Source organism: Spirosoma agri, assembly GCF_010747415.1.
In the GTDB taxonomy this organism is placed as follows: Bacteria; Bacteroidota; Bacteroidia; order Cytophagales; family Spirosomataceae; genus Spirosoma; species Spirosoma agri.
Genome location: NZ_JAAGNZ010000001.1, coordinates 2,411,663 through 2,435,171 on the forward strand (window position 1 = coordinate 2,411,663; position 23,509 = coordinate 2,435,171).

Here is a 23,509-nt window from a genome sequence, read left to right on the forward strand (position 1 = left end):
AACAGCTGGCTCATTATTCACCGTTGAGTAGTTCCTCCCGCAGCATGTTCAAAACATACGTAGAGGTAAGTTGAATATTTTGATCACGGTACTGACCGAGCCGTAACAGCCGAGCGACCGTGCGCTGATCGGTAGCGCAGGCGATCCAGATCGTACCAACGGGTTTGTCGGGGGTACCGCCATCCGGACCGGCAATACCACTGGTGGCAATGCCAACATTGGTGCCCAGCGCGGTACGAACACCTTCTGCCATCTGGCGAACCGTTTCTTCGCTCACCGCTCCGAACTGTTCTAGCATACTGGCTTGAACGCCCAACTGGTTTACCTTGACGGCATTGCTGTAACTAACGATACTACCCCAGAAATAAGCCGACGAACCGGGTATTTTGGTAATCTGTGATGACACAAATCCCCCCGTGCAGCTTTCGGCAATACCCAGGGTTAGATTCTTTTCCGTGAGAAGCTTACCCACCACGATTTCAAGCTCGTCGCCATCGTAACCGAACACATTTTTTTCAATCAAGGGCAACACTTTCTCAACCTGTTCCGCCAGTTGCTGGTCAAGTAATGCTTCATCGGTGCCGGTCGTTGTCAGGCGAAGTTTTACGCCCCCAAAACTGGGCAGATAAGCCAGTTTGATCGGATCAGGCAGCGCATCTTCCCAGGCTTCGATACGTTCGGCCAGAAACGATTCGCCAATCCCCACTGTCCGAATCATCTTGTGCTTGATCACCGGCGTTTCGAAGTGCTCCTGCAGCTTGGGTAAAATCCGGTTCGACATGAGGTGCTTCATCTCAAACGGAACACCCGGCAGCGAAATATAAACCCGCCCTTCATGTTCCATCCACATGCCGGGTGCCGTTCCCCAATCATTTTGGATATAATCGGCGTTGGCTGGCAAATCGGCCTGTCCCCGGTTGAGGTCGGTCATTTCGCGGCCTCGTTTCTCGAAAAAACTCGTCACCAGCGCCAGGGCTGTTGGGTTGCGCACTAAGTCGACGCCAAAATAGGTACAGAGCGTTTTCTTTGTAATATCGTCTTTGGTTGGCCCGAGTCCACCGGTCAGAATAATGACATCGGCACGTTGATGGGCTTCGCGCAGAATGTCCAGAATGGCGTCGGTCTGATCACCAACGGACGACTTGCGAACAACGCGAATGCCAATGTTTGTGAGTTCGGTGCCGAGCCAGGCGGTATTCGTGTCGGTAATTTGTCCGAATAAAATTTCGTCGCCGATAGTAACCACTTCGGCACGGATCGTGTTGGTCATAGGAAATGCGGCCCGAAGGTCGTTGTAAAATCTGGAAGCGGCCTTGTTTAAACCTTCGCTTCTGGCAGCGGTCAAAAGTACGAAAAAACGATTTAGGGGCATTGGCCGTTATCTAACCGCAACCTAATAAATCCTAAAATGAAAAAAAGTGTTTTCACGACCGCGTTGCTGGCTACAATGATCAGTGCGACCAGCTTTGCGCAGGATTCGACCCGTCAGAAATCGACCGGTGGAATTTTTGGCAAAATACTTAACGCCGTTACTCAGCCATCTGCCGGAACGGCGGGCGGACTGACAAACAGCGATATTGCATCGGGGTTGAAAGAAGCACTCCGGATCGGCGTAACCAACGGATCGAATCAGGCATCGCAGCTGGACGGTTATTTTAAAAATCCACTGCTTAAGCTGGCGTTTCCGCCTGAGGCACAAAAGGTTGCTGCTAAACTTCGTCAGCTGGGATTTAACAGACAGGTCGATCAGTTTGAGCTATCGTTGAACCGTGCGGCTGAAGATGCGGCCAAAAAAGCGGCTCCCGTTTTTGTTAAAGCCATTACGTCGATGAGCATTCAGGATGCGGTAGGTATCCTGGGTGGCCCGAACGATGCCGCCACTCAATATTTACGCCGGACATCCGGTCAGCAACTGGTCTCCGAGTTTACGCCGATCATCGATAGCACGCTGAAGAAAAATAATGCAACCCGCTACTACGGGGACCTCGTGACCACGTATAACAAAATACCGTTCGTGCAGAAAGCGAACCCGAACCTCACCGAGTATGCCACGAATAAGGCCGTTGATGGTCTGTTTATTCTGGTCGCTCAGGAAGAAACCAAGATTCGCGAAAATCCAGCCGCCCGCGTGACGGATCTGCTGAAGAAAGTATTTTCGAAACAGTAATAGTAGTACAGTAGGGTGGGTGGGAACCCGCCCTACTGTTATTACATATACGAATCGTTGTTCAAATACTCAAGTTTGTTGTTCCAGACAAGCGCAATCTGCGTTGCGCGCTGCCGCACCTGATCGGCGGTTTCGCCCTCAAAGTGTTCGGTCAGCGTTTGCGTAAATAAGGCCAGCCAGCGTTCAAAATGGTCGATCGTGAGCGTATGTTTCTGGTTGACGATAAGGTGGGGGCGAAACGGATGACCATCGTAGCCGTTGTTGCCAAGAATGATGCTTTCCCAGAACGCGTACATTTTGGGCAGATGTTTCGACCAGTCGACCTTCGCCACATCAGTAAAAATAGGACCAATCAGCGGATCGATTTGCACTTTCTCGTAAAATGAATCGACCATAAAACGGACGTCTTCCGGCGAATCCAGCTTTCGTTTCGGCATTAGTTATTAGGTTTTGAGTGGCTTTCAGATGAAGATTTTCTCATACTGATCTGCCTTAAAGCCTAACAAAACAAGTTGCCCGTTTGATTCAATCAGCGGACGCCGGATGACCGATGGTTTGTCGATCATCAGCGCAGTGGCTTCATCGGCAGTGGTCGGTTTTTCGGCATCCGGAATCTTCTTCCAGGTCGTTCCTGCCCGGTTTACCAAATCTTCCCACGACTTCTGTGTCAGCCAGTGATCGATCGTTTTTCGATCGATTCCCTGTTTTTTATAGTCATGAAACAGGTAGTCGATGTTGTGCTCCGCCAACCAGGCGCGGGCTTTTTTTACAGTGTCACAATTCGGGATGGCGTACAGGGTAAACATGGTAATTGGTGCGTTGAGAGCGAATTTAGTAACGAAGGAGGGAACCCGTTTTAGCGGCACTAGTGTTTGATGCGCGGGTTTCCATCGCAACGGTGAACCAGCCTCGTTACGTATATTTGCATCCATGAAAAAGTCAGACATTCATTTTGCCGTCGAATTAGACAACCAGAATATTCCCGAAAAAATTTACTGGGAAGCGACCGATAACCCGAATGAGGGCCTCAGCGACACGCGGGCCGTTGCCATTGCCCTTTGGGATCATTACCACAACAGTACGCTCAAAATTGACCTCTGGACGAAAGAGATGGAGGTTATCGATATGAAACGCTTCCTGATTGAAATCATGAGTGGCATTGCCGATACGGCAATCAACGCCACGGGTGACAAACAAATGGCTACGGATATTGAAAATACCTGCCGGGTTCTGAGCAAACGACTCGAAGAAGAAATCAAGGAGCAGCAAAAGCAACAGTAGTCAACACCGAAGCGATCGAGTTGATCGTTCTAATGCTGAGACCCCTCTAGCCATGATTTCCCAGTTATGAAAAAGATTATTCTGCTACTGTTCGTTGCCCACATTGCCCTTGCCCAGAACCAGAAACTGGGAATTCAGTTTAAGCAGACGCCGGTAGAAAAAGTGTTTCAGGATGCCCGGAAAGCTGGAAAACCAGTATTCGTTGAAATTTATTCGCCCACCTGCCACGTTTGTCAGAGCTTTGTGCCAACGCTGGCCGATGCACGGGTTGGCCGATTTTATAACGACAAGTTTTTCAGTACAAAGCTGGACATAGGTCAGCCCTCGACGCAGGCATTTCTAGCCCGGAATAAATTATTTGTTCCGTCGTTGCCGTTGTTCCTGTATTTCGATCCGCAGCAGAATATAATCCACTTTGCCCTGAGCAACAATTCAACCGATGAGGTAATTCGTCATGGTACGAACGCCCTGAATCCGTCAGCGCGTGGGCAGAGCATGAAATCCCGTTATCAGCAGGGCGAACGGTCCTCCAACTTCCTGATCGATTACGCCATGCTGAGTCGCATCACGAAAGATACGGTAGCGAACATGGCGGCTATGAACGAATACGCCCGGCAACAATCGCCCGCAACGCTGACCAATCAGACAAACTGGCTGGCTCTTCAGAAACTGGTCCTGGATTTCGAGAATCCTATGTTCCAATACATGCTGGGCCACCTGGATGCGTACCGGAAAGCGTACGGAGCCGAACCAACGCAACTGACGGCTGAAAATATTCTGATGTCGTCATTGTACAGTGGGCGGGGGGGGCAGTTCCCGGTGAGCAAAATTTTACAGATTCGGCAGGATCTGGTCAAAATCGGTATCGATCCGAAAGTTGCCGCCAACCGTACGCTACTGCCCGAAGTCAACGCGTACTTCCGGGCCCGGCAAACGGCGAAGGCTGTCGATCGGATGGACAATCAGGTGGCTTCGAATCAATTGTCGGTGCCTGAGTACATGTATATCTCACGGCTTTTTAATCGCACCAGTCCTGATGCGTCCGATGCGCCGACGGTAGCGAAATGGGTCAACAAAGGGTTAGCCCTGAAGCCAACGCCAAAGGAACAGGCCGATCTCTATTTTGAACTGGCTGAAGCGTACCGACGGGGTGGAAAAACGGCCGATGCGCAGAAGGCGGCCCAGAAATCGATGGAACTGGCGCAGGCAAGTCGGCTGGATACCCGCCGAAACGTTGAACAGATGGGGCGACTGAAATAAAGATAATAAACGAGTGTACCGTTTGTGATTTGTTGCGCTTGTTGCGACCAATCACAAACGGTACACTTATTTTTGAAATACCGGATTCGTAAACGGCGGCTTAAGCAGGATGTGGAACGAATTCTCATCGCCCAACGAAACCGCCCGACGAAGATCACTCTCTGCCTGCGGGATCTGCCGAATCTGAATTCGGGCCAAGGCCCGCCAGCGATACGCATCGGGCTGTTCGTCACGAAAATGCCAGACCGCTTTGTCGAATTCGCGAAACGCATCGCTGAACTGATTGGTTTTGTAGTAAGCGATGCCCCGATCCAGGTAGCAATCGGCTAACGTATTATCACGGCTGAGCGCCTGGGTAAGATCGTAAATCGCAGAATAATAATTGTCCTGAACGAGTTGGCATTTCCCCCGATACGCATAGGCAATCGCTGATTTGGGATGTTGCCGAACCGCATCATCGAAGTAACGATGAGCTTCGGTAATGTTGCGGGTCGATACCAGCTCAATTCCCTTGCGAAATCTGCTCCGGTCTTTATCGGATGGTGTGTCGTGATCCATCAGGTAATACCGAAGGGTGAGATACACCACAAAAAGCAGACACAACAACGCAACCTCCATAACACAGTCTGATTTTTTTCAGTCTCGCAAAAATACACTGTTCGGCTTGCTCAAGGCAAGCCATCTCACTAGTTTAGTTGCTCCCGAATGGCTTTGGGTAAACTCTTCCTGACAAGCTCATAAGAGTGGTCGATCCAGTCCTGCACATCGCTGTTGCGGATGCTTCCATCAAGCGTAACCGTATTCCAGTGGGTCTTATTCATATGATAGCCCGGTACTACCGCCGAAAACTGCTCCCGTAATTGTACGGCTCGCTCAGGGTCACATTTGAGATTGATTGTTGTAGGGCGACTCTCCGTGTCCATCAGGGCAAATATTTTACCGCCGACCTTGAAAACCAGCGTCTCTTCGCCAAATGGAAACGATTCGGTGGCTCCGGTTCTGGTCAGGCAGTAGTTACGCAGGGTTTCAGTGTTCATCGGACGCAGTGGCGAACGGTATAAACGATTATGGCAAACAAAAACATGATAATGGAAATCCGGTTGATGCCATGCATCATGCGCAGATTCACGTTGGTCGGGTGATTGGGATCGGGCTTCCGGAAGACGCGAAGGAAATACGAGAAAACGGGCCCTATTTTTAAATAATCAATAAAACGATTCATAGAGAAAGATCGGGTCGGATTTTTTGTGATGTTGCGCAGGTACGAACAAACTCCTCCCTACTTGGCTAACAAACTTTAGCGTCTGTTAAGTCAAAATGTTTCGATTTTTTCTGGCTCGATCCACCGACTATCTTCCCGGATCAACTCGATCAGTTCATCGACAGCCCGGTCGGCGGGCACCGATTTCTTGATTACCTGCTGACCCCGGTAAAGCGCAATTTTATCGCGGCCAATGCCCACATACCCATAGTCGGCGTCGGCCATTTCGCCGGGACCGTTAACGATACAGCCCATGATGCCAATTTTTACGCCTTTTAGGTGATCGGTACGCTGACGAATGTGGGCCGTCGTTTCCTGTAGATCGAACAGCGTACGTCCGCAGGAAGGGCAGGAGATGTATTCGGTTTTTGTGATGCGGGTTCGGGCGGCCTGTAAAATGCCGAAGGCCAGGCTGTTCAGCCGTTTCAACTCATCGTTCGAGCCGTGTCTTGATGTGGCAAGCATAATGCCATCGCCAAGTCCGTCGATCAGTAAGCCACCCACGTCAGTTGCCGCATACAACGGTACATCGTCGTCCGGCACCGTTGGGTAGCCACGCTGGATGACTACAGGCGTAGTCAGCTGTTGGTTCATAAGCTCGACAACCAACCGACGCAGCTCAGGCATGGCATGGGCATTCTCGGTCGAAATGACCAGCACAACGGTCTTGTCCGACCGCAGCATAGTCAGTAGCTCACTGGACAGATCGGCCAGCGTTGCGCGTATGAAATTCAGGCGACTGTGCCGTTTTTCACCCGTCGATTGCGCCGATACATAATCGGGCGCTGTCAGCAGCGGGAACGCGTTGATCTGATCGGAACTGGTTTGCCAAACGGCGAAATCCTGAATTTCCTTCAGACCGTTGGGTAACATGAACTGCGCCGGATGCGAACCCGTGTAGATATAATCAGCACCGAGGTCATTCATACGCCATTTGTCTGGCACGGGCAGGTAAAAATGACCAACCGGATGCAGCACCTCGTGGTCCGTTACGGGCGTCTGGCTAAAGTCGGCAATGACGCGCGGCACGTTCTGGCCCCCAAAATTTCCGACCTCATGCGTTGCCCGACGACTGTATTGAAAGGGATTGATCGGATAAGTGGTGATGGCTGGAATTGGCGTGCTACTGGCAGCCCGATTCGTATAGCGGTCGATCAACGCCTGGGCAACGGGAGCTTCACGCTCTGGTTCTTCGGTCAGTGATACACGAACCGTGTCGCCGATACCATCTTCGAGCAACGTGCCGATACCCAGCGCCGATTTGATCCGACCGTCTTCGGCTTCACCCGCTTCCGTCACGCCGAGGTGCAACGGGTACGGTTTCAGGCCTTCTTCGTCCAGGCGCTGCACCAGCAGGCGGTAGGCTTGCACCATCACCTGCGGGTTGCTCGACTTCATCGACAGAACGATGTTATAATACTGTTCTTCTTCGCAAATCCGGAGGAATTCCAGCGCTGATTCCACCATGCCGACGGGTGTGTCACCGTAACGACTCAGAATGCGGTCAGACAACGAACCGTGATTAGTGCCAATTCGCATGGCCGTTCCGTATTCTTTACAAATACGAATCAGCGGCAAAAATTTAGCCCGGATTCGCTCCAGTTCGGCGGCATAGGCTGCGTCGGTATAGTCAATAAATTCGAATCGCTTGCGATCGGCGTAATTGCCGGGGTTGATCCTGACTTTCTCCACAATACGGGCTGCCAGTTCAGCGGCATTGGGCGTGAAGTGAATATCGGCTACCAATGGTGTTGTATAGCCACGCGCCCGAAGTTCCTTGCGAATATTTTCCAGATTCTGCGCTTCCTTCACACTCGGAGCCGTAATACGGATGTATTCACAACCCGCTTCGATCATTCGGATACTCTGCTCCACGGAGCCTTTGGTATCCATTGTATCAATGGTGGTCATCGACTGAACCCGAATCGGAAAGTCTGATCCCATTGGCACATCACCAATGGTAACCGTACTGGTTTTCCGTCGGATGTAGCGGATTAGCGAAGGGGTGTACAGCGTTGATGAAGTAAGTTGCTCCGGCGTATCGGTAGCCGTCGAAATAGAGGGGGTAAGCAGCGAATCGAGCATACGGGTATCGGCAGAGCCGTTTGACACAGACGTTTGCCGAAGACAAAGGTACGGAAAAGGAGTCTTCCAAACATGGTGTCTGTTTGTCTGGAAAACGTTAGTGCATAGATAAATGTTCGCTTCGTTTCTGCCACCAGTGCATTATCTTCTACCTGATAGTGAGACTAGTTAAGTAAAATTTAATAAACATTTTCCAGCTTGTGCAGGTTGAATTGGCGATAAACGAAAGTCGCACTAGGCACACAACCTGTGCTGACAAACGGAAACACAACCTGTCATTTACTAAAAATTAACGGTATGAAAGCTAAATTACTAAGTGCGTTTGCACTCGTTCTGATGCTTACTGTCGGCGCTTATGCCCAGGACAGTACAGCGATGAGTAAGAAAGAGATGCGTAAGATGGAGAAAGCGGAACGCAAAGCCCGTCTGAAAGAAGACATGAAAAACACCGGTCAAAGCATTGGCGAGACGGCTACCGAAGTCGGTCAGGGCGCAAAGCGGAAGGCAAAAGTAGCTGGTGAAGCCATCAGCAACGGAGCCAACAAAGTTGGTGATGCAGTTACCAACGAAGTCGATAAAGTAAAGGCAAAGCGTGATTCATCGCGTGCTGCCAAGCGTGATTCGCTGTAGTCGTTCGCTTACTTAGCTGTTCATGAAAAAGTCGCCCAATATCACTGTTGGGCGACTTTTTCATTTATGGATGAAGACAGTTTAACGGAGGTTGCAGGATTTTATCGTTTTACGCATTGCTTGTCATTTAGCGAACAGACACTGCATTGCCTACACGGTACGTTTGTTCAATCCAGTTTGGCGCTGATTTTGGGGTATTTGCCACGCCAGTGCTTCCACCGTTTATGCGACCAGAGCCAGTCGGAAGGGTAGTTACGAATGGTTTCTTCCAGTAGGTCGCGGTAGTTTTCCAGAATAGCGCCCGGCGGCAGCGTCGTGTAGGGCGGCTCGCCGATAAGGGTGAAAGTAACTTCATAATAGCCGCGCCGGATTCGTCTCAGCTGCGTATAAAAAACGGGTAGCTGCCGGCTGCGGGCCAATCGCTCTGTGCCGGGATAGAAAGGCGTATCCTGATGCAGGAAATCCGTCCAGTAAGCTTGTTCCGGCACGTCGGGGACCTGATCGGCTACGAGGGCAATGATGCGCGGTGTACCTTTCTGGGCAACCATCCGGCGAGGCAACGTATTCATTGGCACAGGCACCGCGCCGAAACTGGATCGCACCGTACGCATGAGTTGCTCGAAAAAAGGACTGTTCAGCGTTTTGTAGATACTATCGGTCGGCATACCGTACAGCACCGAAGCCGACGGAATCCACTCCCAGTTGCTACTGTGTGAGGCCATCCCGATCACAGCCTGACCCGCTTTCAATCGATCTTGTACCAGCTCGGCATTAGTAAAGAGCACCCGCTGACGCAATTCGCTGGCCGAAAAGGAGGGCATTTTAATGGTTTCAACGATCAGATCGGTTAAGTTTCGATAAAACCCCTTGGTAATGCGTTGAATGTCAGCGGGCGTTTTTTCCGGGAAGGACAAGCGAAGGTTATTGACCACTACCTGACGCCGGTAACGCACGATATAGAACAAGAGAACGTACAAAAAATCGGCCAGCCCGTAAAGTAACCCTAGTGGCAGACGCGACAAGAATCGAAAGAAGATCATTCGTAATAAATTGGCTATCCCGATTCAAAATGGCGGTTTTGCCTCAGCGATACCGAGAAAATTAAAAATTTGAAAAATCAGTTGGTGGTATTGTTTTTTTGCCTTACTTGTGAACAGATACGTTTGTTGTTATTGGAAAAGTACCAGCCCCAGCCTGATCCGACCGAGTTACTCGTTGAATTACACTATTTGCCTTGTCTGGATTATGTGTCAGGGTTAGTACAGTTTCAGCGGGTGCGGCTGGAAGCTAATGAACATTACCAGAAGCAAAGTTACAGAAATCGCTGCTACGTTCTGACAGCAAATAAAGTGGATACCCTAACCGTGCCGGTGCACCAGGGGACCCATCACCTTCCCATCCGGGAGCTACGGGTGGACAATGGGCAGCCCTGGCAACAACATCACTGGCGGTGTCTGCAATCAGCTTACAGTAAAGCACCGTTTTTTGAGTTCTATGCACCCGAGTTCGAGCGGGTTTACCAGCAGAACTGGACATTTCTGTTCGACCTGAATGTCGAGGTGCTGACAATTTGTCTGAATCTATTGCGGGTGAAGGTGGACGTGAACCTGACAGAATGGTACGAGAAAGAACCGACAGTCGGCTTATTTGACGTTCGTTCAACGATAAATCCACGGAATAGGCTAGAATCGTATGTATTCTACCAGCCGAAACCGTATCAGCAGAACTTTGGCTTTGATTTTGCACCAAACCTGAGTATAATAGACCTATTATTCTGCCAAGGACCACTGGCGACGGAGTTTTTAAGTTTGAAATGATTTACAGTTTTTGGGTGTTATAGTAGTATAAAATCACCCGAAAACGTACGCACCAATAACTACGAAACTGGTCTGCTGGCAGGAGTGAACAAATCCTTAAAACTCTTCGTTAAGCCAGTATACGCTTACCCAAGGAGACCCCAAGCGAATGGAAGCAAAATTCTCAAACCGCGTCAAGGAAGTCATCACGCTGAGTCGGGAGGAAGCCTTACGCTTAGGCCATGACTACATCGGAACCGAACATCTGCTATTAGGCATGATTCGTGAGGGCGAGGGTGTGGCCGTTGGTCTACTGAAAAAACTCGGTATTTCGCTCGACGAACTCCGGGTCACTATTGAACAGGCAACGAAAGGAACGGCGACCAACAATGTGAAAAATCTGGCGAACATTCCTCTGACCCGTCAGTCGGAGAAGACGCTGAAAATCACATATTTAGAAGCAAAGATTTTCAAAAGCCCACTCATCGGAACGGAGCATTTGTTGCTGTCGATTCTGCGCGATGAAGACAATGTCGCCACGCAGATTCTCAACAAGTTCAATGTCAATTACGAAGTTATTAAAGAAATGCTCGAATATCAGTCTTCGGGAAGCCGTCCAGTGATGGGCCCCGAAACCGACGACGACGACAACGATCGGGGCATGTTCGGTGGTAGCGGCAATGCGGGTTCCGGTAAAGATCCAAAAGGTTCTGAGAAATCGAGAACACCTGTTCTTGACAACTTTGGCCGGGATCTAACTAAGCTCGCTGAGGTCGGTAAACTGGACCCCATCGTCGGTCGCGAAAAAGAAATTGAGCGTGTGGCCCAGATCCTGAGCCGCCGGAAGAAAAACAATCCGATCCTCATTGGTGAGCCGGGCGTTGGTAAAACGGCCATTGCCGAAGGACTTGCGCTCCGGATTGTGCAGAAAAAGGTATCGCGGGTACTCTTCGGGAAACGCGTCGTTACCCTTGACCTCGCATCGCTTGTGGCTGGTACGAAATACCGTGGTCAGTTCGAAGAGCGGATGAAGGCGGTGATGAACGAACTGGAGAAATCGCCCGAAGTTATTCTGTTTATCGATGAGCTGCACACCATCGTTGGTGCGGGTGGTGCGTCAGGTTCGCTCGATGCGTCGAACATGTTCAAACCAGCGTTAGCGCGGGGCGATATTCAATGCATTGGTGCCACGACATTAGACGAGTATCGCCAGTACATTGAGAAAGATGGTGCGTTGGCCCGTCGTTTCCAGATGGTGATGGTTGATGCCACGTCAATTGACGAAACCATCGAAATCCTGAACAACATCAAGGATAAATACGAGGATCACCACCACGTCAATTACACCAAAGAAGCCATCGAGGCCGCGGTGAAATTGTCAGAACGGTATATATCGGATCGATTCCTGCCTGATAAAGCCATTGACGTAATGGATGAAGTTGGCGCTCGTGTGCACATCTCGAACATCACGGTTCCCGAAGATATCCTGAAGCTCGAAGAGCAGATCGAGAATATCAAAAAGGAGAAAAACCAGGTTGTCAAGAGCCAGAAGTACGAAGAAGCCGCTCAGCTCCGTGACAAAGAAAAGCGCCTGATCGACCAACTCGACCGTGCCAAGCAGGCATGGGAAGAGGATACCAAGAAGCGTCGCTACACGGTCAACGAAGAAAACGTTGCTGAAGTCGTCGCGATGATGACGGGTATTCCGGTGACAAGTGTCTCCAACGACGAAGGCAAGAAACTGATCAACATGGGCGATGAGCTGAAAGGCCGGGTAATCGGTCAGCAGTCAGCCATCGACAAATTGGTAAAAGCCATTCAGCGGACACGCGTTGGTCTGAAAGATCCGAAGAAACCAATTGGTTCGTTCATCTTCCTGGGCCCAACCGGGGTTGGTAAGACGGAGCTTGCCAAAGTATTGGCTACCTATCTATTCGACAAGGACGATGCGCTGGTACGGATCGATATGTCGGAATACATGGAGAAATTCAGCGTTAGCCGACTCGTTGGTGCACCTCCAGGCTACGTAGGTTACGAAGAAGGTGGTCAGTTGACCGAAAAAATTCGTCGGAAGCCATACAGCGTAGTACTGCTTGACGAAATCGAAAAAGCGCACCCTGATGTGTTCAACATCCTGCTGCAAGTGCTTGACGATGGTATCCTGACCGATGGCCTGGGTCGTCGGGTGGATTTCCGGAATACGATCATCATCATGACCTCGAACATTGGGGTACGTGACCTGAAAGATTTCGGTGCTGGTATCGGTTTCGCGACGAAAAAGTCGGCTGAAACGCAGGACGATCTGATGAAGAATACGATTCAGAGTGCACTGCGCAAAGCGTTCTCGCCCGAGTTCCTGAACCGTCTGGACGACGTGATTGTGTTTAACTCGCTGCAACGCGAAGACATTCACAAGATCATTGACCTGATGCTGGGTAAACTCCTGGGCCGCGTAACCAACCTGGGTTACACTGTCGAACTGAGCGAGAAGGCAAAAGACTTCTTATCGGAGAAAGGATATGATCCTCAGTATGGTGCCCGTCCGTTGAGCCGTGCCATCCAGCGTTATCTCGAAGATCCCGTCGCAGAAGAAATTCTGAAAGGCGAACTGAAAGAAGGTGATATTATTATGGCCGACTACAGTGGTGAAGGCGAGTTGCTGACTATCTCGGTGAAAAAACAGGAAACTGTGGTCGAGTAAGACGTATAGATTTCAATGAGAAAAAGCCTCCCAACTGTGAAGTTGGGAGGCTTTTTTTGTAACGCGGACATTCTGTCCGCACAACCTCTGAATAGAAATACTGCACCTATACGGACAGGATGTCCGCGTTACAGACTTTTCTGCTTCACCTGGTCGATCAAATATTCCGAAGTGCGCATGGCACTGGCCAAAATGGTCCAGGTTACGTTCTTGTCACCCTGCGAAACGAATGGGGCCGCGTCGACAACGAATAGGTTTTTTACGTCATGTGCCTGTTGGTATTTATTCAGGGCAGATGTTTGCGGGTCATTGCCCATACGGACCGTACCGACTTCGTGAATAATTCGACCAGGAGCCGCCAGTCCGTAGCCATGAGCCGTGTCAGGGCCCGGTTTCGGTCCGAGTGCGATACCCCCCATTGAGTGGATAATTTCCTCGAACGTATCCTGCATGTGTTTGGCCTGTTTTACTTCATAATCGGACCATTTGTAATTGAACCGAAGCACCGGAATGCCGTATTTATCAACAGCGTTTGGATCGATTTCGCAGTAGTTACTGGCTAAGGGGACCGGCTCCCCCCGTCCCGACATGCTGATGTAAGCACCGAAGAAACGGCGGTAGTCGTCTTTCAGCCCCTTGCCGTAGCCACCAGCCGTTTTCATTTTGCCATCGCGACCAGGAATTGTGCCATTGAGGGATTCAACTCCACCACCAAAACCGTAACCCGGCATGCCCATGCCGCCACCGTATTCGATGTGATAGCCACGCGGAAAATCTAACTTCTTGTTATCCAGCCACCACGGTGTAAAGACGTGCATACCGCCCACGCCATCTTCGTTATAGCGCTTGCGGTCCATCAAGGCTGGTATAAAGCCCGAACGGCTGGCCCCCGTTGAGTCATTGAGGTACTTGCCGACAACACCACTGCTGTTGGCCAGTCCATCCGGAAAACGGCTCGATTTGGAGTTGAGCAGAATTCGGGCTGACTCGCAGGTACTCGCTCCCAGCATGACGGCTTTAGCTCGTACGGTCATTTCCTGCATCGTGCGGGTATCTACGTAGCTGATGCCCGTTGCTAATCCCGTTTGTGAATCAGTGAGCACTTCGCGGGCCATAGCCCCGTTAATGAGTGTCACGTTGCCGGTTTTGACCGCTGGAATACACAAAACGGACGAGGCTGAAAAATCGGCGTAAGCCTGACAACCCCGGTTGCACTGGTGGCAGTAAAAACAGGAGCCCCGTTCGTTGTTGATCGGTTTTGTCAGAATGCTCAGGCGCGAAGGAATGACTGGAATGCCGATACTTCGGGCCCCCTTCCGGATCATTAATTCATGCAGACGCGGTTTGGGTGGTGGCAGAAATATACCATCCGGCTCGTTGGGAAAATTTTCGACCGAGCCAAAGACACCGATCAGTTTGTCAACCCGATCGTAAAAGGGTTTGAGATCATCGTAACTGATCGGCCAGTCGTCGCCCACGCCCGACAGCGAACGACGCCGAAAATCGTCGGGCCCGAAGCGCATCGAGATACGTCCCCAGTGGTTGGTTCGTCCGCCAAGCATCCGGGAACGGAACCAGTGAAACTCGGTTCCTGACTTTGCCGAATAGGGTTCTCCGTCAATATCCCAACCTCCCCAGGCCGCGTCGAAGTCGCCACCCGAGCGTGCGGCTGTGCTGGCACCGCGACGGGGTGATTCCCACGGCCATTTTAATTGCGTAATGTACTTTGGATCGGCAGGATCGTAATAGCCACCGGCTTCGAGCAACACAACTTTGGCACCGGCTTTTGCCAGCATATACGCAGCCATGCCGCCCCCTGCGCCCGAACCCACGATGGCAACATCGTAGACAAGGGGAGGCTTTTTAAGTTGAGGAATATCCATCGAGAATGAAGAGTTAAGGAAAGTCAATAACCGGATCGGTCAATGTACCTGAAAGTCAGAGTAAGCGTGCGTTTACTGCTTTAGACAAAAGTTGGAAGGAAGCGAACGGAAACAGGAGTAACACTGAACAGGCGGATGCCCTCAACAAAAAAAGACCGAACGTTTTCGATCGGTCCTGGATAGTTACTAAATGAAGCTATCGATTGATTAGCGCATAGCTTGCACTGCTTCGGCTACTTTATCGGTATTGATGACATCGACTCCGATTTTTTTTAACTGTTTCCAGGCATTGGGTGAGTCCGGCGCCCCCCAGAACCGGATCAATTTATTGTCGCTGTGGGCTCGTTTGATAACGCGCTTGAGTTTTTCGCGATCTACTTCCGGCAGCTCGTCGGTGCCGTCCCAACGGGAATACAGGCGAAAATTATCGCTGATGAGGGCTACGCGCCGGAGCGTTTCATCGTCATATACCTCACTGGGCCGGCCATCGAATTGAAGGAGCAACGGATAGTCGAGGTAGGTTTCCAGTTTAGGACGGTTGCCACTGATAATGACCTGGATGGCCTTTGCGTTGGCCGTCCGGTTGAAATAAGAAAGATTTTCCTGCAAGAGCGTAATCAGCTTCGGCAGTACATCGGTTGGATTATCCTTAATATCCAGCATAAGCCCGAAAGTATAATCCCGTTCGGTGCTTACTTTATCTTTGTATTGACCGAATAATTTCGCGATCGGTTTTATGTAGAGTGAATCTAGGGTAGGCGCATTGCCGGTTGGTTTCTCCTGAGAGACGACCAGCTTCCCGTCCAGTAGCCACACATCGGCTTCAATAAAGTCCGCGCGTTGTTCATAAGCCGTCACGAATGGCCGGGGCTGGGCGTAGTCATTTTGTGACTGGATTTTCTGAGCCGTAGCAATTGCCACCGGTAGCAGTAAAAGGAGTAGGATGCGGAGATACATAAGCACTGCTTAATTTGTGACAAAGTAACACAGCTTATTTACTAAACCAAAACCACAAATCGACCTTGCCGTTTGCGCTCAAACTACTATTTTTGACTCTTGTTGTTTTTATATTAATAGTCCGTTCGGCTTGCCGACTGGGCTTCTGACTAACCAATGGATTTACTTAAAGGAAAAGTTGCGTTGATTACCGGTGCGTCGCGTGGTATCGGGCGGGCTATGGCGCTCAAGTTTGCTCAGGAAGGTGCTACGGTAGCGTTCACATTTTTGTCAAGCGTTGAAAAAGGACAGGCGCTGGAAGAAGAACTGCGGGCATTTGGCGGCCAGGCCAAAGGCTACCGTTCCGATGCATCGGACCACAAAGCCGCCGAAGAGCTTGTTAATCAAGTTATAGCTGACTTCGGTAAACTCGATATTCTGATCAACAATGCAGGCATTACGAAAGATGGTTTGCTAATGCGGATGTCGGAAGAGCAATGGGACACCGTAATCAACGTTAATTTAAAGTCGGTCTTTAACTTGACCAAAGCGGCTATCAAACCGATGATGAAAGCCAAAGCTGGTTCCATCATCAACCTGACATCCGTGGTCGGTATTCGCGGTAATGCAGGACAGGCCAACTATGCCGCATCAAAGGCCGGTATCATTGGCTTCACAAAGTCGGTGGCACTGGAGTTGGGATCGCGTAATATCCGGTCTAATGCCATTGCTCCGGGTTTTATCGAGACCGAAATGACCGGCGAAATCAATGAGAAGGCGCTTGACGAATGGAAACAGCAAATTCCGATGAAACGCGGTGGTCAACCCGAAGAGGTTGCCGACTGCGCCATTTTTCTGGCCTCCGACCTCTCGCGCTACATCACCGGTCAGGTGCTGCAAGTGGATGGGGGGATGTTAACCTAATGATGAATGATGACCGGATCATGCTATCTACTCGAATTCATTCATAAGTGAACCGGCGATCGGGTCATCGCGACCCGGTTGCCGCGACCCGGTCATTATTCATATTCATACTTGACAACGTGCGCTCCGACGTTCTATTCCAATCTTCGCCCTGGTGGATTCTAGTGTGCCTGCTCGTAGGAGCGGTCTACGCGTTTGCTATGTATCAGCCATTACCCCGGCTTGCGGGCAGTGGGACTGCCGTTGGTGGTTTCGATAAGCGAACGACGTACGGCCTGGCCGCGTTACGATTTATTGTAGTCAGCTTTCTTTGCTTTCTACTGCTCAATCCATTGATTCGGAGCGTACGAACGATCACCGAAAAGCCAAAAGTCGTGCTGGCCGTCGATAATTCTGAATCGGTTGCCGCAGCGGGACGCCCCGCGTTGAACCGGGCACTGACAAGTTTGCAAACGCTACGGCAGCAGCTGACAGACAAGGGGCTGGATGTGTCGGTACGAACGTTTGGGGATACGGTCACGGACGCTGATCTGACGCAGATTGCCTTTACGCAACGAACATCGAACCTGTCGGGGCTGTTGTCTGGTATTCGCTCCGATTACGAAGGGCGCAATCTGACGGATGTGGTCCTTATATCGGATGGTATCTTCAACCAGGGTTTGTCACCAACGTTCGGGCAATATCCGTTTGCTGTTCAGACGGTTGGTCTGGGTGATACCATTGCCAAGAAGGACATCCAGCTCAAAGGTATTGTTGCCAACCGGATCGCCTATCTGGGAAATCAGTTTCCGGTCCAGGCCGAGATTGTCAGCAATGGATTCCAGGGGCGAAGTGCTACCGTTGTGCTGCGGCAGAATGGGCGGGAACTAGGTCGCCAGTCGGTCAATTTTTCGAAGAACGACACGTTCAATCAACTTACATTTCAGACAACCGCAACACAGAAAGGCGTTCAGCATTACGTGGTCGAGATTCTGCCGCAACCGGGTGAATTTAGTACCCTTAACAACCGGCAGGATGTTTATCTGGATGTGATCGACGGGAAAGAAAAAGTACTGCTATTGGCGTTGTCGCCCCACCCGGACGTGAAAGCGTTGCGGAACATTCTGGAGCGAAATCAAAATTACGAACTGGATGTCCGCATTTTGACCGGCACACCGGCAGAAGCAACCCCACCCGCCGATAAAACTTACGACCTGCTCATTCTTCATCAGATCCCTGACAACGGGGGCTTAGGCAACGCACTGGTCCAGAAATACCTGTCGACCAATACACCCGTCCTGTTCGTGTTGGGTAACCAGTCGTCGTTAGGCCCGTTCAATACGTCGAACCCAGTGATGCAGGTAGTGGCCCAACCCAACCAGAGTGACAAAGTGACCGGGTCCTTTAACGGGGAGTTCAAGCAGTTGAACCTCGATCCGGCAAAACTTGAGTTGTTGAGCAAATTGCCCCCTATGTCCGTTCCCTACGGCGAATTTCGGCTCCAGCCCGGTAGCGAAGTGGTATTGTGGCAGCAGGTTGGGAGCGTCCGGACCACGAAACCGTTACTGGCGTTGAACGTAAACGCCGGATCGGTAGGTCGTCCGCGTAAAGCGGCTGTGCTGGCAGGTGAAGGCTTGTGGCTGTGGCGGCTCGAAGAGTACGCGCTGACTGACAAACAGGAAGTTGTCGACGAACTGATCCAGAAGGTTATACAACTGATCTCGGTGAAAGAAGACCGGCGTAAACTGCGCGTTTATCCAATCCGGAATGAGTTTGTGGCGGGCGAGAAAGTGATCTTCGAGACCGAACTGTATAATGACATTTACGAGCGACTCTACGACAAACCCGTTCGGCTGGAAATCACCGACGAGAAAGGGATAACCCGTTCGTACAACTATACCCCGACTGAAGCGAACAGCCGGTTTGAGATTAGCCGGCTGCCGCAGGGGGCTTATCGGTTCCGGGCCAGCGTAAGCGTTAATAACCGGGCTGAACAATCGGCGGGCCAGTTTGTGGTTCGTGATCTGCAACTGGAAGCCCTGAACACGACCGCCGATCATGGTCTGCTTCGTCAACTGGCCAAGCAAACGGGTGGGCAGTTCTACGGACCAACACGGGTCGATGCGCTTGTCAAGAACCTGACCGCCCGGTCGCACCCCGCCCGACTAAGCAGCACCGAGGAAATGAACGAGATTATCAACTGGCGGTGGCTGTTTTTCGTCGTTCTGACGCTAGCGGCCATCGAGTGGGGAGTCCGGAAATTCAACGGTGGCTATTGATAGTGGCCCAAACAGGCTCTGGCCATTCGCGATAATCGTACGCTGTCACTATCTCAGACAAGTTATTTCTCACCGAGGCACAACGATTACAGAGAGTAGTTTTCAGCCCTCAGTGATCGTTGTGCCTCGGTGAGAAATTGAAGAATAGGTACTGTTAGGTACTTACCCGGTAATCTTGAACACCCATACCGGCTGTCCCGCCAATTGCTGGCGCACTTTTTCCGGAATCGAAACGGTTAGTCCATTTTGCGATTTGGTTAGTTTCAGCGGTTGAGAAGAACCTAACAGGGTCACTTTCGCTTTCGATGGAAGTGTAGGTATGGTCAATGATACACTGGCCGGAAGCTGCTTCTCTGATTCTGCCGATAGATACGACGCATACGTTGCCTTGCCTGTTGTTGTGAACGCCCACTGTCCCTGCCGGTAAGGAGCCAACGGCTTGGTGCCATAGACTGACTCGCCATTCGTGGCTATCCACTTGCCAATTTCCTGCATCCGCTGATAGGCTTCTTCGTGCCATTCGCCGTCGGGGCCGGGTGCAACGTTAAGCAGCAGATTGCCATTCTTAGCGACCACATCGACCAGCGTTTGCACCAGCTTGCGCGCCGACTTGAAGTTTTCTTTCGGGATATACGACCAGCTATTGCCCATCGTCATGCAGGTTTCCCACGGAATAGGCATGTAATGGTCTGGAATCTGTTGTTCGGGCGTCACGTAATTCTCGAACTCGCCTGATACGGTGCGGTCCACCACCAGCAGGCCCGGTTGGTGCTGACGGGCCATTCCGGCAATGCGGGCCATGTTTATGTCCTGACTATAGGGAATGGTGCGCTGCCAGCTTATGGTCGAATCGATGGTGCTTGCCGGACGAACCCAGCCACCATCGAGCCACAAAATGTCAACTTTGCCGTAACCCGTCATCAACTCTTCAATCTGATTGTAGGTGAAGTCGCTGAATTTCTTCCAGTTGTCCGGGTATTTCTTTGGATCGTAGCTGACATTGCGGTCTTTCGGGGGGAAATAAGGCCACCAGTACTGTTCGGTATGCCAGTCTGGCTTGGAAAAATACGTGCCGACCATGAATCCCTGCTGGCGGAATGCACCAAGAATTTCTTTCGTTACGTTACTGCGTGGATTTGCCGAGAAGGGCGTTTTCTTGTCCGTAATCTTATAGTCGGTCTGTTTGGTGTCGAACATACAGAACCCGTCATGGTGCTTCGTGGTGAAGATGACGTACTTCATGCCAGCCTGTTTCGCGGCATCGGCCCAGCGTTCAGGATTGAATTTGGTCGGGTTGAACGTCGTCTGGAGATTTTCGTACGCTTTTTTGTAGTCGTACCAATTGGCGGCATGAGGACCTTTTCGTTCGCACCAGCCCTCGTCTTCGGGGCAGAGCGACCAGGATTCGACCACGCCCCATTCACTGTAGGTGCCCCAGTGCATGAGCAGACCAAATTTGATGTCCTGCCAGTTCTGTAGTTTTTGTTTGACCTGTTCATCTTTAGGCCAGATGTACTTGTCGTGGTTTTGTTCGGAATGTTGCTGCGCGAAGGCTGGCACACTGAGCATTGCTCCCAGAGCAAGGCGTAGGAATGCGGATTTCATGAAACGACGGAGTTGTTGTTGAGCGTCCCGGAAAGCAAAACAGATTGCCGGAAACGAAACTTTCCAGCAATCTGCTCCTTTTTTGTGGATTATCCGAATCGTCCGCCTATTGCATCGTAAACGTATAATTTCGTCCTGCCTGGGTCATAAAATCGTAAACCTGCGCGGTCGGTGACGCTGCTGTCGGAACGGTCGGTCCCTGAAAAAGCGGATTAGGATTGGCACCGCTGGCTGATTGTAATGCCACACCACCCGATGCCTTCAGGGCGTTCGGAACGCGGATGCGGCAATTGCCACCGATGGTAGACCGGATAACGACTTTACTCACCTTGCCGTCCTGCCAGGCCATTTCCACAATATCGAAACCGCCCCGCGCCCGCAATCCGTTCACCTGACCGGTTTTCCACTGATCGGGGAGGGCCGCCAGCAAACTAATGTGGTCCAGGTGACTTTGCAGCAGCATTTCGCTCATACCGGCTATTCCCCCAAAATTACCGTCGATCTGAAACGGCGGGTGCGCACAAAATAGATTTGGGTAGGTGCCTCCCGCGTTGGCATACTGGGTCCCTTCCACACCACTTAGTTTCAGCAACTCGCGCAGGAGTTTGTAGGCGTGGTTACCGTCATTAAGCCGCGCCCAGAAGTTAATTTTCCAGGCTTTGCTCCAGCCCGTGCCGCCATCTCCCCGAATCTCCAGCGTTTTGCGGGCCGCAGCCGCCAGATCGGGTGTGGTCAGGGGGGCAATGGACCGACCGGGATGCAGGGCAAACAGGTGTGATACGTGCCGGTGTTGCGGATCGACATCCTCAAAGTCTTTGTACCACTCCTGCAAATTGCCTTTTTTGCCGATTTGATACGGATAGAGTTTACTGGTTTTCTCGCTGATCAGCTGCCGAAACGCAACGTCCGTATTGAGCACGGTAGATGCTTCCACGACGTTGGTGAACAGATCGCGGATAATACCCATATCCATTGTCGTGGCTATGGATACCTCACCCTGTTTACCACCGGGAAGTACGAACACATTTTCGGGGGTGGTCGATGGAGCCGTGACGAGGTGTCCGTCTTTATACGGTATCAGCCAGTCGGAGCAGAATTGAGCGGCCCCTTTCATAAGCGGATAGGCAGTGTCGCGTAGAAATGCTTTATCACCCGTGAAGCGGTAGTGTTCGTACAGGTGCTGGCAAAGCCACGCGCCCCCCATGGCCCAGTTAGCCCATAATGGGCTACCTTTTCCCAAGTCACCAACCGGATTCGAAAGGCCCCAGATGTCGGTGTTATGGTGAGCCGTCCAGCCGCCGATGCCGTAGAAATTCTGGGCAGTAGCTTTACCCGTAACGGCTACATCCTTGATCAAGCCGAAAAGCGGCCGGTGAAATTCGGACAGGTTGCTGACCTCAGCGGGCCAGTAGTTCATTTGGGTGTTGATGTTGATGGTAAAATTACTGCTCCACGGTGGCCGAACGTGCGGGTTCCAGATGCCCTGCAAATTAGCGGGTGTACCGGTCGGGCGCGAGCTGGAAATCAGCAGATAACGCCCAAACTGGTAGTACAGGCTTTCCATGGTTGGGTCGTCTTCGCCGGTTGCGTACCTGCTCAGTCGTTCGTCGGTCGGTAGCGCCTGCCGGTCTGGCCCGTTTTTCGTCGGGTTCAGGGTGAGCGATACGCGGTTAAAATAGGTCTGGTAATCCTGCTGGTGAGCCTGTTTGAGCGTGGTATACGATTTGCGGGCGGCTGGATTCAGATACCCAACCACTAGTTTCTGTTCGTCTTTGCCGTCTTTATCCGGACACTTGTCGAACCCGTTGAAACTGGTAGCCGCCGAAAGCAAAAGCACCACGCTGGTTGCCTTGCTGACATGTATGCCAGCGGTATCGGTTGTCACGGTGCCATCGCTGGGGAGGGCGCGAACCCGAAGGGCGAACCGCATACCCCGGCATTGGCTGACATCGTCGTAGATGATTGGCTGCGGATTATCGCCGACGTAGTTTGGGTCGGTATGAGCGGGTGCTTTCCCGTTCAGGGCCAGTTCCCGGTTGTTGATTACGGCCAGTCGGTAGCGAAGCTGGCTTTTGGTAGAGGCTGTAAAATTGAGAGCACCGGGTTTACTAGCGGTCAGGCGCACTACGATAACCTGATCGGGAGCCGACACGAATACCTCCCGCGAATACGTCACCCCGTCCACCGTAAATCGGGTTGTGGCACTGGCGTCGCTGATGTTGAGATCCCGGTAATAATCCGTTGGCTGGCTGCTGAACGGCTGCTGAATCCGCAGGTCGCCCAGTGGCTCGTAGGATTCGGTGTAGCGGCCCTGCATTTTTTTGAGCAGTGTCGTGGCCAGTTCATAATTCTCCTCGAATAATGCTTTACGGACTTGCGGAAGATACGATTTTGCGTCCGGATTCGGGTTGGTGTCAGCTGGTCCGCCCGACCAGAGCGTACTTTCGTTGAGTTGCAGCAGCTCGTCCGTGACTTTTCCGAAGACCATGACGCCCAGGCGGCCATTGCCCACGGGTAAGGCTTCGTTCCAGTTCCGGGCGGGTTGTTTGTACCAGAGCTTGTAGGGCTGAGGCTGCGCACTCAGCCGGCCCGAAAGACTGACAAGGCAGGCAAGTAGAATGACGTAAAAATGAGTTGGTTTGGTAAGCATGAATGGGTTGTATCGTGAGCCCGCTAAGTTAGGCGATCTTGTCTGGTAAGTGATCTGCCGCCGGTTTTTACT

Annotated in this window: 20 protein-coding genes; 8 read left to right on the top strand and 12 right to left on the bottom strand. The window is 51.5% G+C overall.

Translation table 11 applies throughout. The annotated features are described in order from the left end of the window. Positions 1-13: 13 nt before the first annotated feature. Entirely contained in the window at positions 14-1,270 is a 1,257-nt protein-coding gene (locus GK091_RS09955; RefSeq protein ID WP_164036881.1) for a competence/damage-inducible protein A, read from the bottom strand. Between the two features lie 138 nt (positions 1,271-1,408). On the opposite strand from GK091_RS09955, the gene GK091_RS09960 reads away from it, so the two are divergent. After that, complete coding sequence (locus GK091_RS09960) at positions 1,409-2,167, top strand: DUF4197 domain-containing protein (protein ID WP_164036883.1); 759 nt, start codon at positions 1,409-1,411, stop codon at positions 2,165-2,167. A gap of 41 nt (positions 2,168-2,208) precedes the next feature. Here the strand turns inward: GK091_RS09960 and GK091_RS09965 are convergent, their stop codons facing one another. Both GK091_RS09965 and GK091_RS09970 read right to left on the bottom strand, forming a co-directional pair. Continuing rightward, positions 2,209-2,604 carry a group III truncated hemoglobin gene (locus GK091_RS09965; RefSeq protein WP_164036884.1) on the bottom strand — a complete coding sequence of 132 codons (396 nt, stop codon included), beginning with the start codon at positions 2,602-2,604 and terminating at the stop codon, positions 2,209-2,211. 24 nt (positions 2,605-2,628) lie between these two features. Beyond that, the gene (locus GK091_RS09970; protein WP_164036886.1) at positions 2,629-2,973 is read right to left on the bottom strand and encodes an ArsC family reductase; all 345 of its coding nucleotides are present in this window, start codon (positions 2,971-2,973) and stop codon (positions 2,629-2,631) included. A 124-nt stretch (positions 2,974-3,097) separates the two neighbouring features. Between GK091_RS09970 and gldC the strand changes: the two genes are divergently transcribed. Both gldC and GK091_RS09980 read left to right on the top strand, forming a co-directional pair. Beyond that, the gene (gene gldC / locus GK091_RS09975; protein WP_164036889.1) at positions 3,098-3,448 is read left to right on the top strand and encodes a gliding motility protein GldC; all 351 of its coding nucleotides are present in this window, start codon (positions 3,098-3,100) and stop codon (positions 3,446-3,448) included. Between the two features lie 66 nt (positions 3,449-3,514). Next, complete coding sequence (locus GK091_RS09980) at positions 3,515-4,708, top strand: thioredoxin family protein (RefSeq protein WP_164036892.1); 1,194 nt, start codon at positions 3,515-3,517, stop codon at positions 4,706-4,708. A gap of 66 nt (positions 4,709-4,774) precedes the next feature. Here the strand turns inward: GK091_RS09980 and GK091_RS09985 are convergent, their stop codons facing one another. The 4 genes from GK091_RS09985 to ispG form a co-directional block, all read right to left on the bottom strand. Beyond that, positions 4,775-5,326, bottom strand: coding sequence for a tetratricopeptide repeat protein (locus tag GK091_RS09985; protein ID WP_164036894.1), 552 nt, complete (start codon positions 5,324-5,326; stop codon positions 4,775-4,777). Between the two features lie 68 nt (positions 5,327-5,394). Further along, positions 5,395-5,745: an MmcQ/YjbR family DNA-binding protein gene (locus GK091_RS09990; protein WP_164036896.1), complete on the bottom strand. Its 351-nt coding sequence runs from the start codon at positions 5,743-5,745 to the stop codon at positions 5,395-5,397. Next, positions 5,742-5,930 (bottom strand): DUF6728 family protein, encoded by a 189-nt coding sequence (locus GK091_RS09995; protein ID WP_164036899.1) that lies wholly within the window; start codon positions 5,928-5,930, stop codon positions 5,742-5,744. The genes GK091_RS09990 and GK091_RS09995 overlap by 4 nt, the downstream gene beginning before the upstream one ends. 90 nt (positions 5,931-6,020) lie before the next feature. Next, on the bottom strand, positions 6,021-8,054 hold the full coding sequence (gene ispG, locus GK091_RS10000; protein ID WP_164040686.1) for a (E)-4-hydroxy-3-methylbut-2-enyl-diphosphate synthase: 2,034 nt from the start codon (positions 8,052-8,054) through the stop codon (positions 6,021-6,023). 297 nt (positions 8,055-8,351) lie between these two features. Between ispG and GK091_RS10005 the strand changes: the two genes are divergently transcribed. After that, positions 8,352-8,684 (top strand): hypothetical protein, encoded by a 333-nt coding sequence (locus GK091_RS10005; protein ID WP_164036900.1) that lies wholly within the window; start codon positions 8,352-8,354, stop codon positions 8,682-8,684. A gap of 167 nt (positions 8,685-8,851) precedes the next feature. Here the strand turns inward: GK091_RS10005 and GK091_RS10010 are convergent, their stop codons facing one another. Further along, positions 8,852-9,724 carry a lysophospholipid acyltransferase family protein gene (locus tag GK091_RS10010; RefSeq protein ID WP_164036902.1) on the bottom strand — a complete coding sequence of 291 codons (873 nt, stop codon included), beginning with the start codon at positions 9,722-9,724 and terminating at the stop codon, positions 8,852-8,854. A 132-nt stretch (positions 9,725-9,856) separates the two neighbouring features. Between GK091_RS10010 and GK091_RS10015 the strand changes: the two genes are divergently transcribed. Next, positions 9,857-10,501, top strand: coding sequence for a WbqC family protein (locus tag GK091_RS10015; RefSeq protein ID WP_164036904.1), 645 nt, complete (start codon positions 9,857-9,859; stop codon positions 10,499-10,501). Positions 10,502-10,649: 148 nt separating this feature from the next. Continuing rightward, positions 10,650-13,181: an ATP-dependent Clp protease ATP-binding subunit gene (locus GK091_RS10020; RefSeq protein ID WP_164036906.1), complete on the top strand. Its 2,532-nt coding sequence runs from the start codon at positions 10,650-10,652 to the stop codon at positions 13,179-13,181. A 128-nt stretch (positions 13,182-13,309) separates the two neighbouring features. Here the strand turns inward: GK091_RS10020 and GK091_RS10025 are convergent, their stop codons facing one another. Next, positions 13,310-15,064 (bottom strand): GMC oxidoreductase, encoded by a 1,755-nt coding sequence (locus GK091_RS10025; RefSeq protein WP_164036908.1) that lies wholly within the window; start codon positions 15,062-15,064, stop codon positions 13,310-13,312. Between the two features lie 207 nt (positions 15,065-15,271). Next, positions 15,272-16,021 carry a PI-PLC domain-containing protein gene (locus tag GK091_RS10030; RefSeq protein WP_164036910.1) on the bottom strand — a complete coding sequence of 250 codons (750 nt, stop codon included), beginning with the start codon at positions 16,019-16,021 and terminating at the stop codon, positions 15,272-15,274. A 156-nt stretch (positions 16,022-16,177) separates the two neighbouring features. Between GK091_RS10030 and fabG the strand changes: the two genes are divergently transcribed. Continuing rightward, positions 16,178-16,924, top strand: coding sequence for a 3-oxoacyl-[acyl-carrier-protein] reductase (fabG, locus tag GK091_RS10035; RefSeq protein WP_164036912.1), 747 nt, complete (start codon positions 16,178-16,180; stop codon positions 16,922-16,924). 200 nt (positions 16,925-17,124) lie between these two features. Beyond that, a complete protein-coding gene (locus GK091_RS10040) occupies positions 17,125-19,182 on the top strand; it encodes a VWA domain-containing protein (protein ID WP_246202279.1) in 2,058 nt (685 codons plus the stop codon). A gap of 162 nt (positions 19,183-19,344) precedes the next feature. On the opposite strand, the gene GK091_RS10045 is transcribed toward GK091_RS10040, so the two are convergent. Both GK091_RS10045 and GK091_RS10050 read right to left on the bottom strand, forming a co-directional pair. Beyond that, positions 19,345-20,787, bottom strand: a complete 1,443-nt coding sequence (locus tag GK091_RS10045; RefSeq protein WP_164036915.1) for an alpha-L-fucosidase — start codon at positions 20,785-20,787, stop codon at positions 19,345-19,347. 106 nt (positions 20,788-20,893) lie between these two features. After that, positions 20,894-23,437 carry a glycoside hydrolase family 95 protein gene (locus GK091_RS10050; RefSeq protein ID WP_164036918.1) on the bottom strand — a complete coding sequence of 848 codons (2,544 nt, stop codon included), beginning with the start codon at positions 23,435-23,437 and terminating at the stop codon, positions 20,894-20,896. Positions 23,438-23,509 lie beyond the last annotated feature (72 nt).

Coding starts and splice junctions, on each gene's coding strand:
- GK091_RS09955 (WP_164036881.1), bottom strand. CDS start 1,270: ATGACCAACACGATCCGTGCCGAAGTGGTTACTATCGGCGACGAAATT.
- GK091_RS09960 (WP_164036883.1), top strand. CDS start 1,409: ATGAAAAAAAGTGTTTTCACGACCGCGTTGCTGGCTACAATGATCAGT.
- GK091_RS09965 (WP_164036884.1), bottom strand. CDS start 2,604: ATGCCGAAACGAAAGCTGGATTCGCCGGAAGACGTCCGTTTTATGGTC.
- GK091_RS09970 (WP_164036886.1), bottom strand. CDS start 2,973: ATGTTTACCCTGTACGCCATCCCGAATTGTGACACTGTAAAAAAAGCC.
- gldC (WP_164036889.1), top strand. CDS start 3,098: ATGAAAAAGTCAGACATTCATTTTGCCGTCGAATTAGACAACCAGAAT.
- GK091_RS09980 (WP_164036892.1), top strand. CDS start 3,515: ATGAAAAAGATTATTCTGCTACTGTTCGTTGCCCACATTGCCCTTGCC.
- GK091_RS09985 (WP_164036894.1), bottom strand. CDS start 5,326: ATGGAGGTTGCGTTGTTGTGTCTGCTTTTTGTGGTGTATCTCACCCTT.
- GK091_RS09990 (WP_164036896.1), bottom strand. CDS start 5,745: ATGAACACTGAAACCCTGCGTAACTACTGCCTGACCAGAACCGGAGCC.
- GK091_RS09995 (WP_164036899.1), bottom strand. CDS start 5,930: ATGAATCGTTTTATTGATTATTTAAAAATAGGGCCCGTTTTCTCGTAT.
- ispG (WP_164040686.1), bottom strand. CDS start 8,054: ATGCTCGATTCGCTGCTTACCCCCTCTATTTCGACGGCTACCGATACG.
- GK091_RS10005 (WP_164036900.1), top strand. CDS start 8,352: ATGAAAGCTAAATTACTAAGTGCGTTTGCACTCGTTCTGATGCTTACT.
- GK091_RS10010 (WP_164036902.1), bottom strand. CDS start 9,724: ATGATCTTCTTTCGATTCTTGTCGCGTCTGCCACTAGGGTTACTTTAC.
- GK091_RS10020 (WP_164036906.1), top strand. CDS start 10,650: ATGGAAGCAAAATTCTCAAACCGCGTCAAGGAAGTCATCACGCTGAGT.
- GK091_RS10025 (WP_164036908.1), bottom strand. CDS start 15,064: ATGGATATTCCTCAACTTAAAAAGCCTCCCCTTGTCTACGATGTTGCC.
- GK091_RS10030 (WP_164036910.1), bottom strand. CDS start 16,021: ATGTATCTCCGCATCCTACTCCTTTTACTGCTACCGGTGGCAATTGCT.
- fabG (WP_164036912.1), top strand. CDS start 16,178: ATGGATTTACTTAAAGGAAAAGTTGCGTTGATTACCGGTGCGTCGCGT.
- GK091_RS10040 (WP_246202279.1), top strand. CDS start 17,125: ATGTATCAGCCATTACCCCGGCTTGCGGGCAGTGGGACTGCCGTTGGT.
- GK091_RS10045 (WP_164036915.1), bottom strand. CDS start 20,787: ATGAAATCCGCATTCCTACGCCTTGCTCTGGGAGCAATGCTCAGTGTG.
- GK091_RS10050 (WP_164036918.1), bottom strand. CDS start 23,437: ATGCTTACCAAACCAACTCATTTTTACGTCATTCTACTTGCCTGCCTT.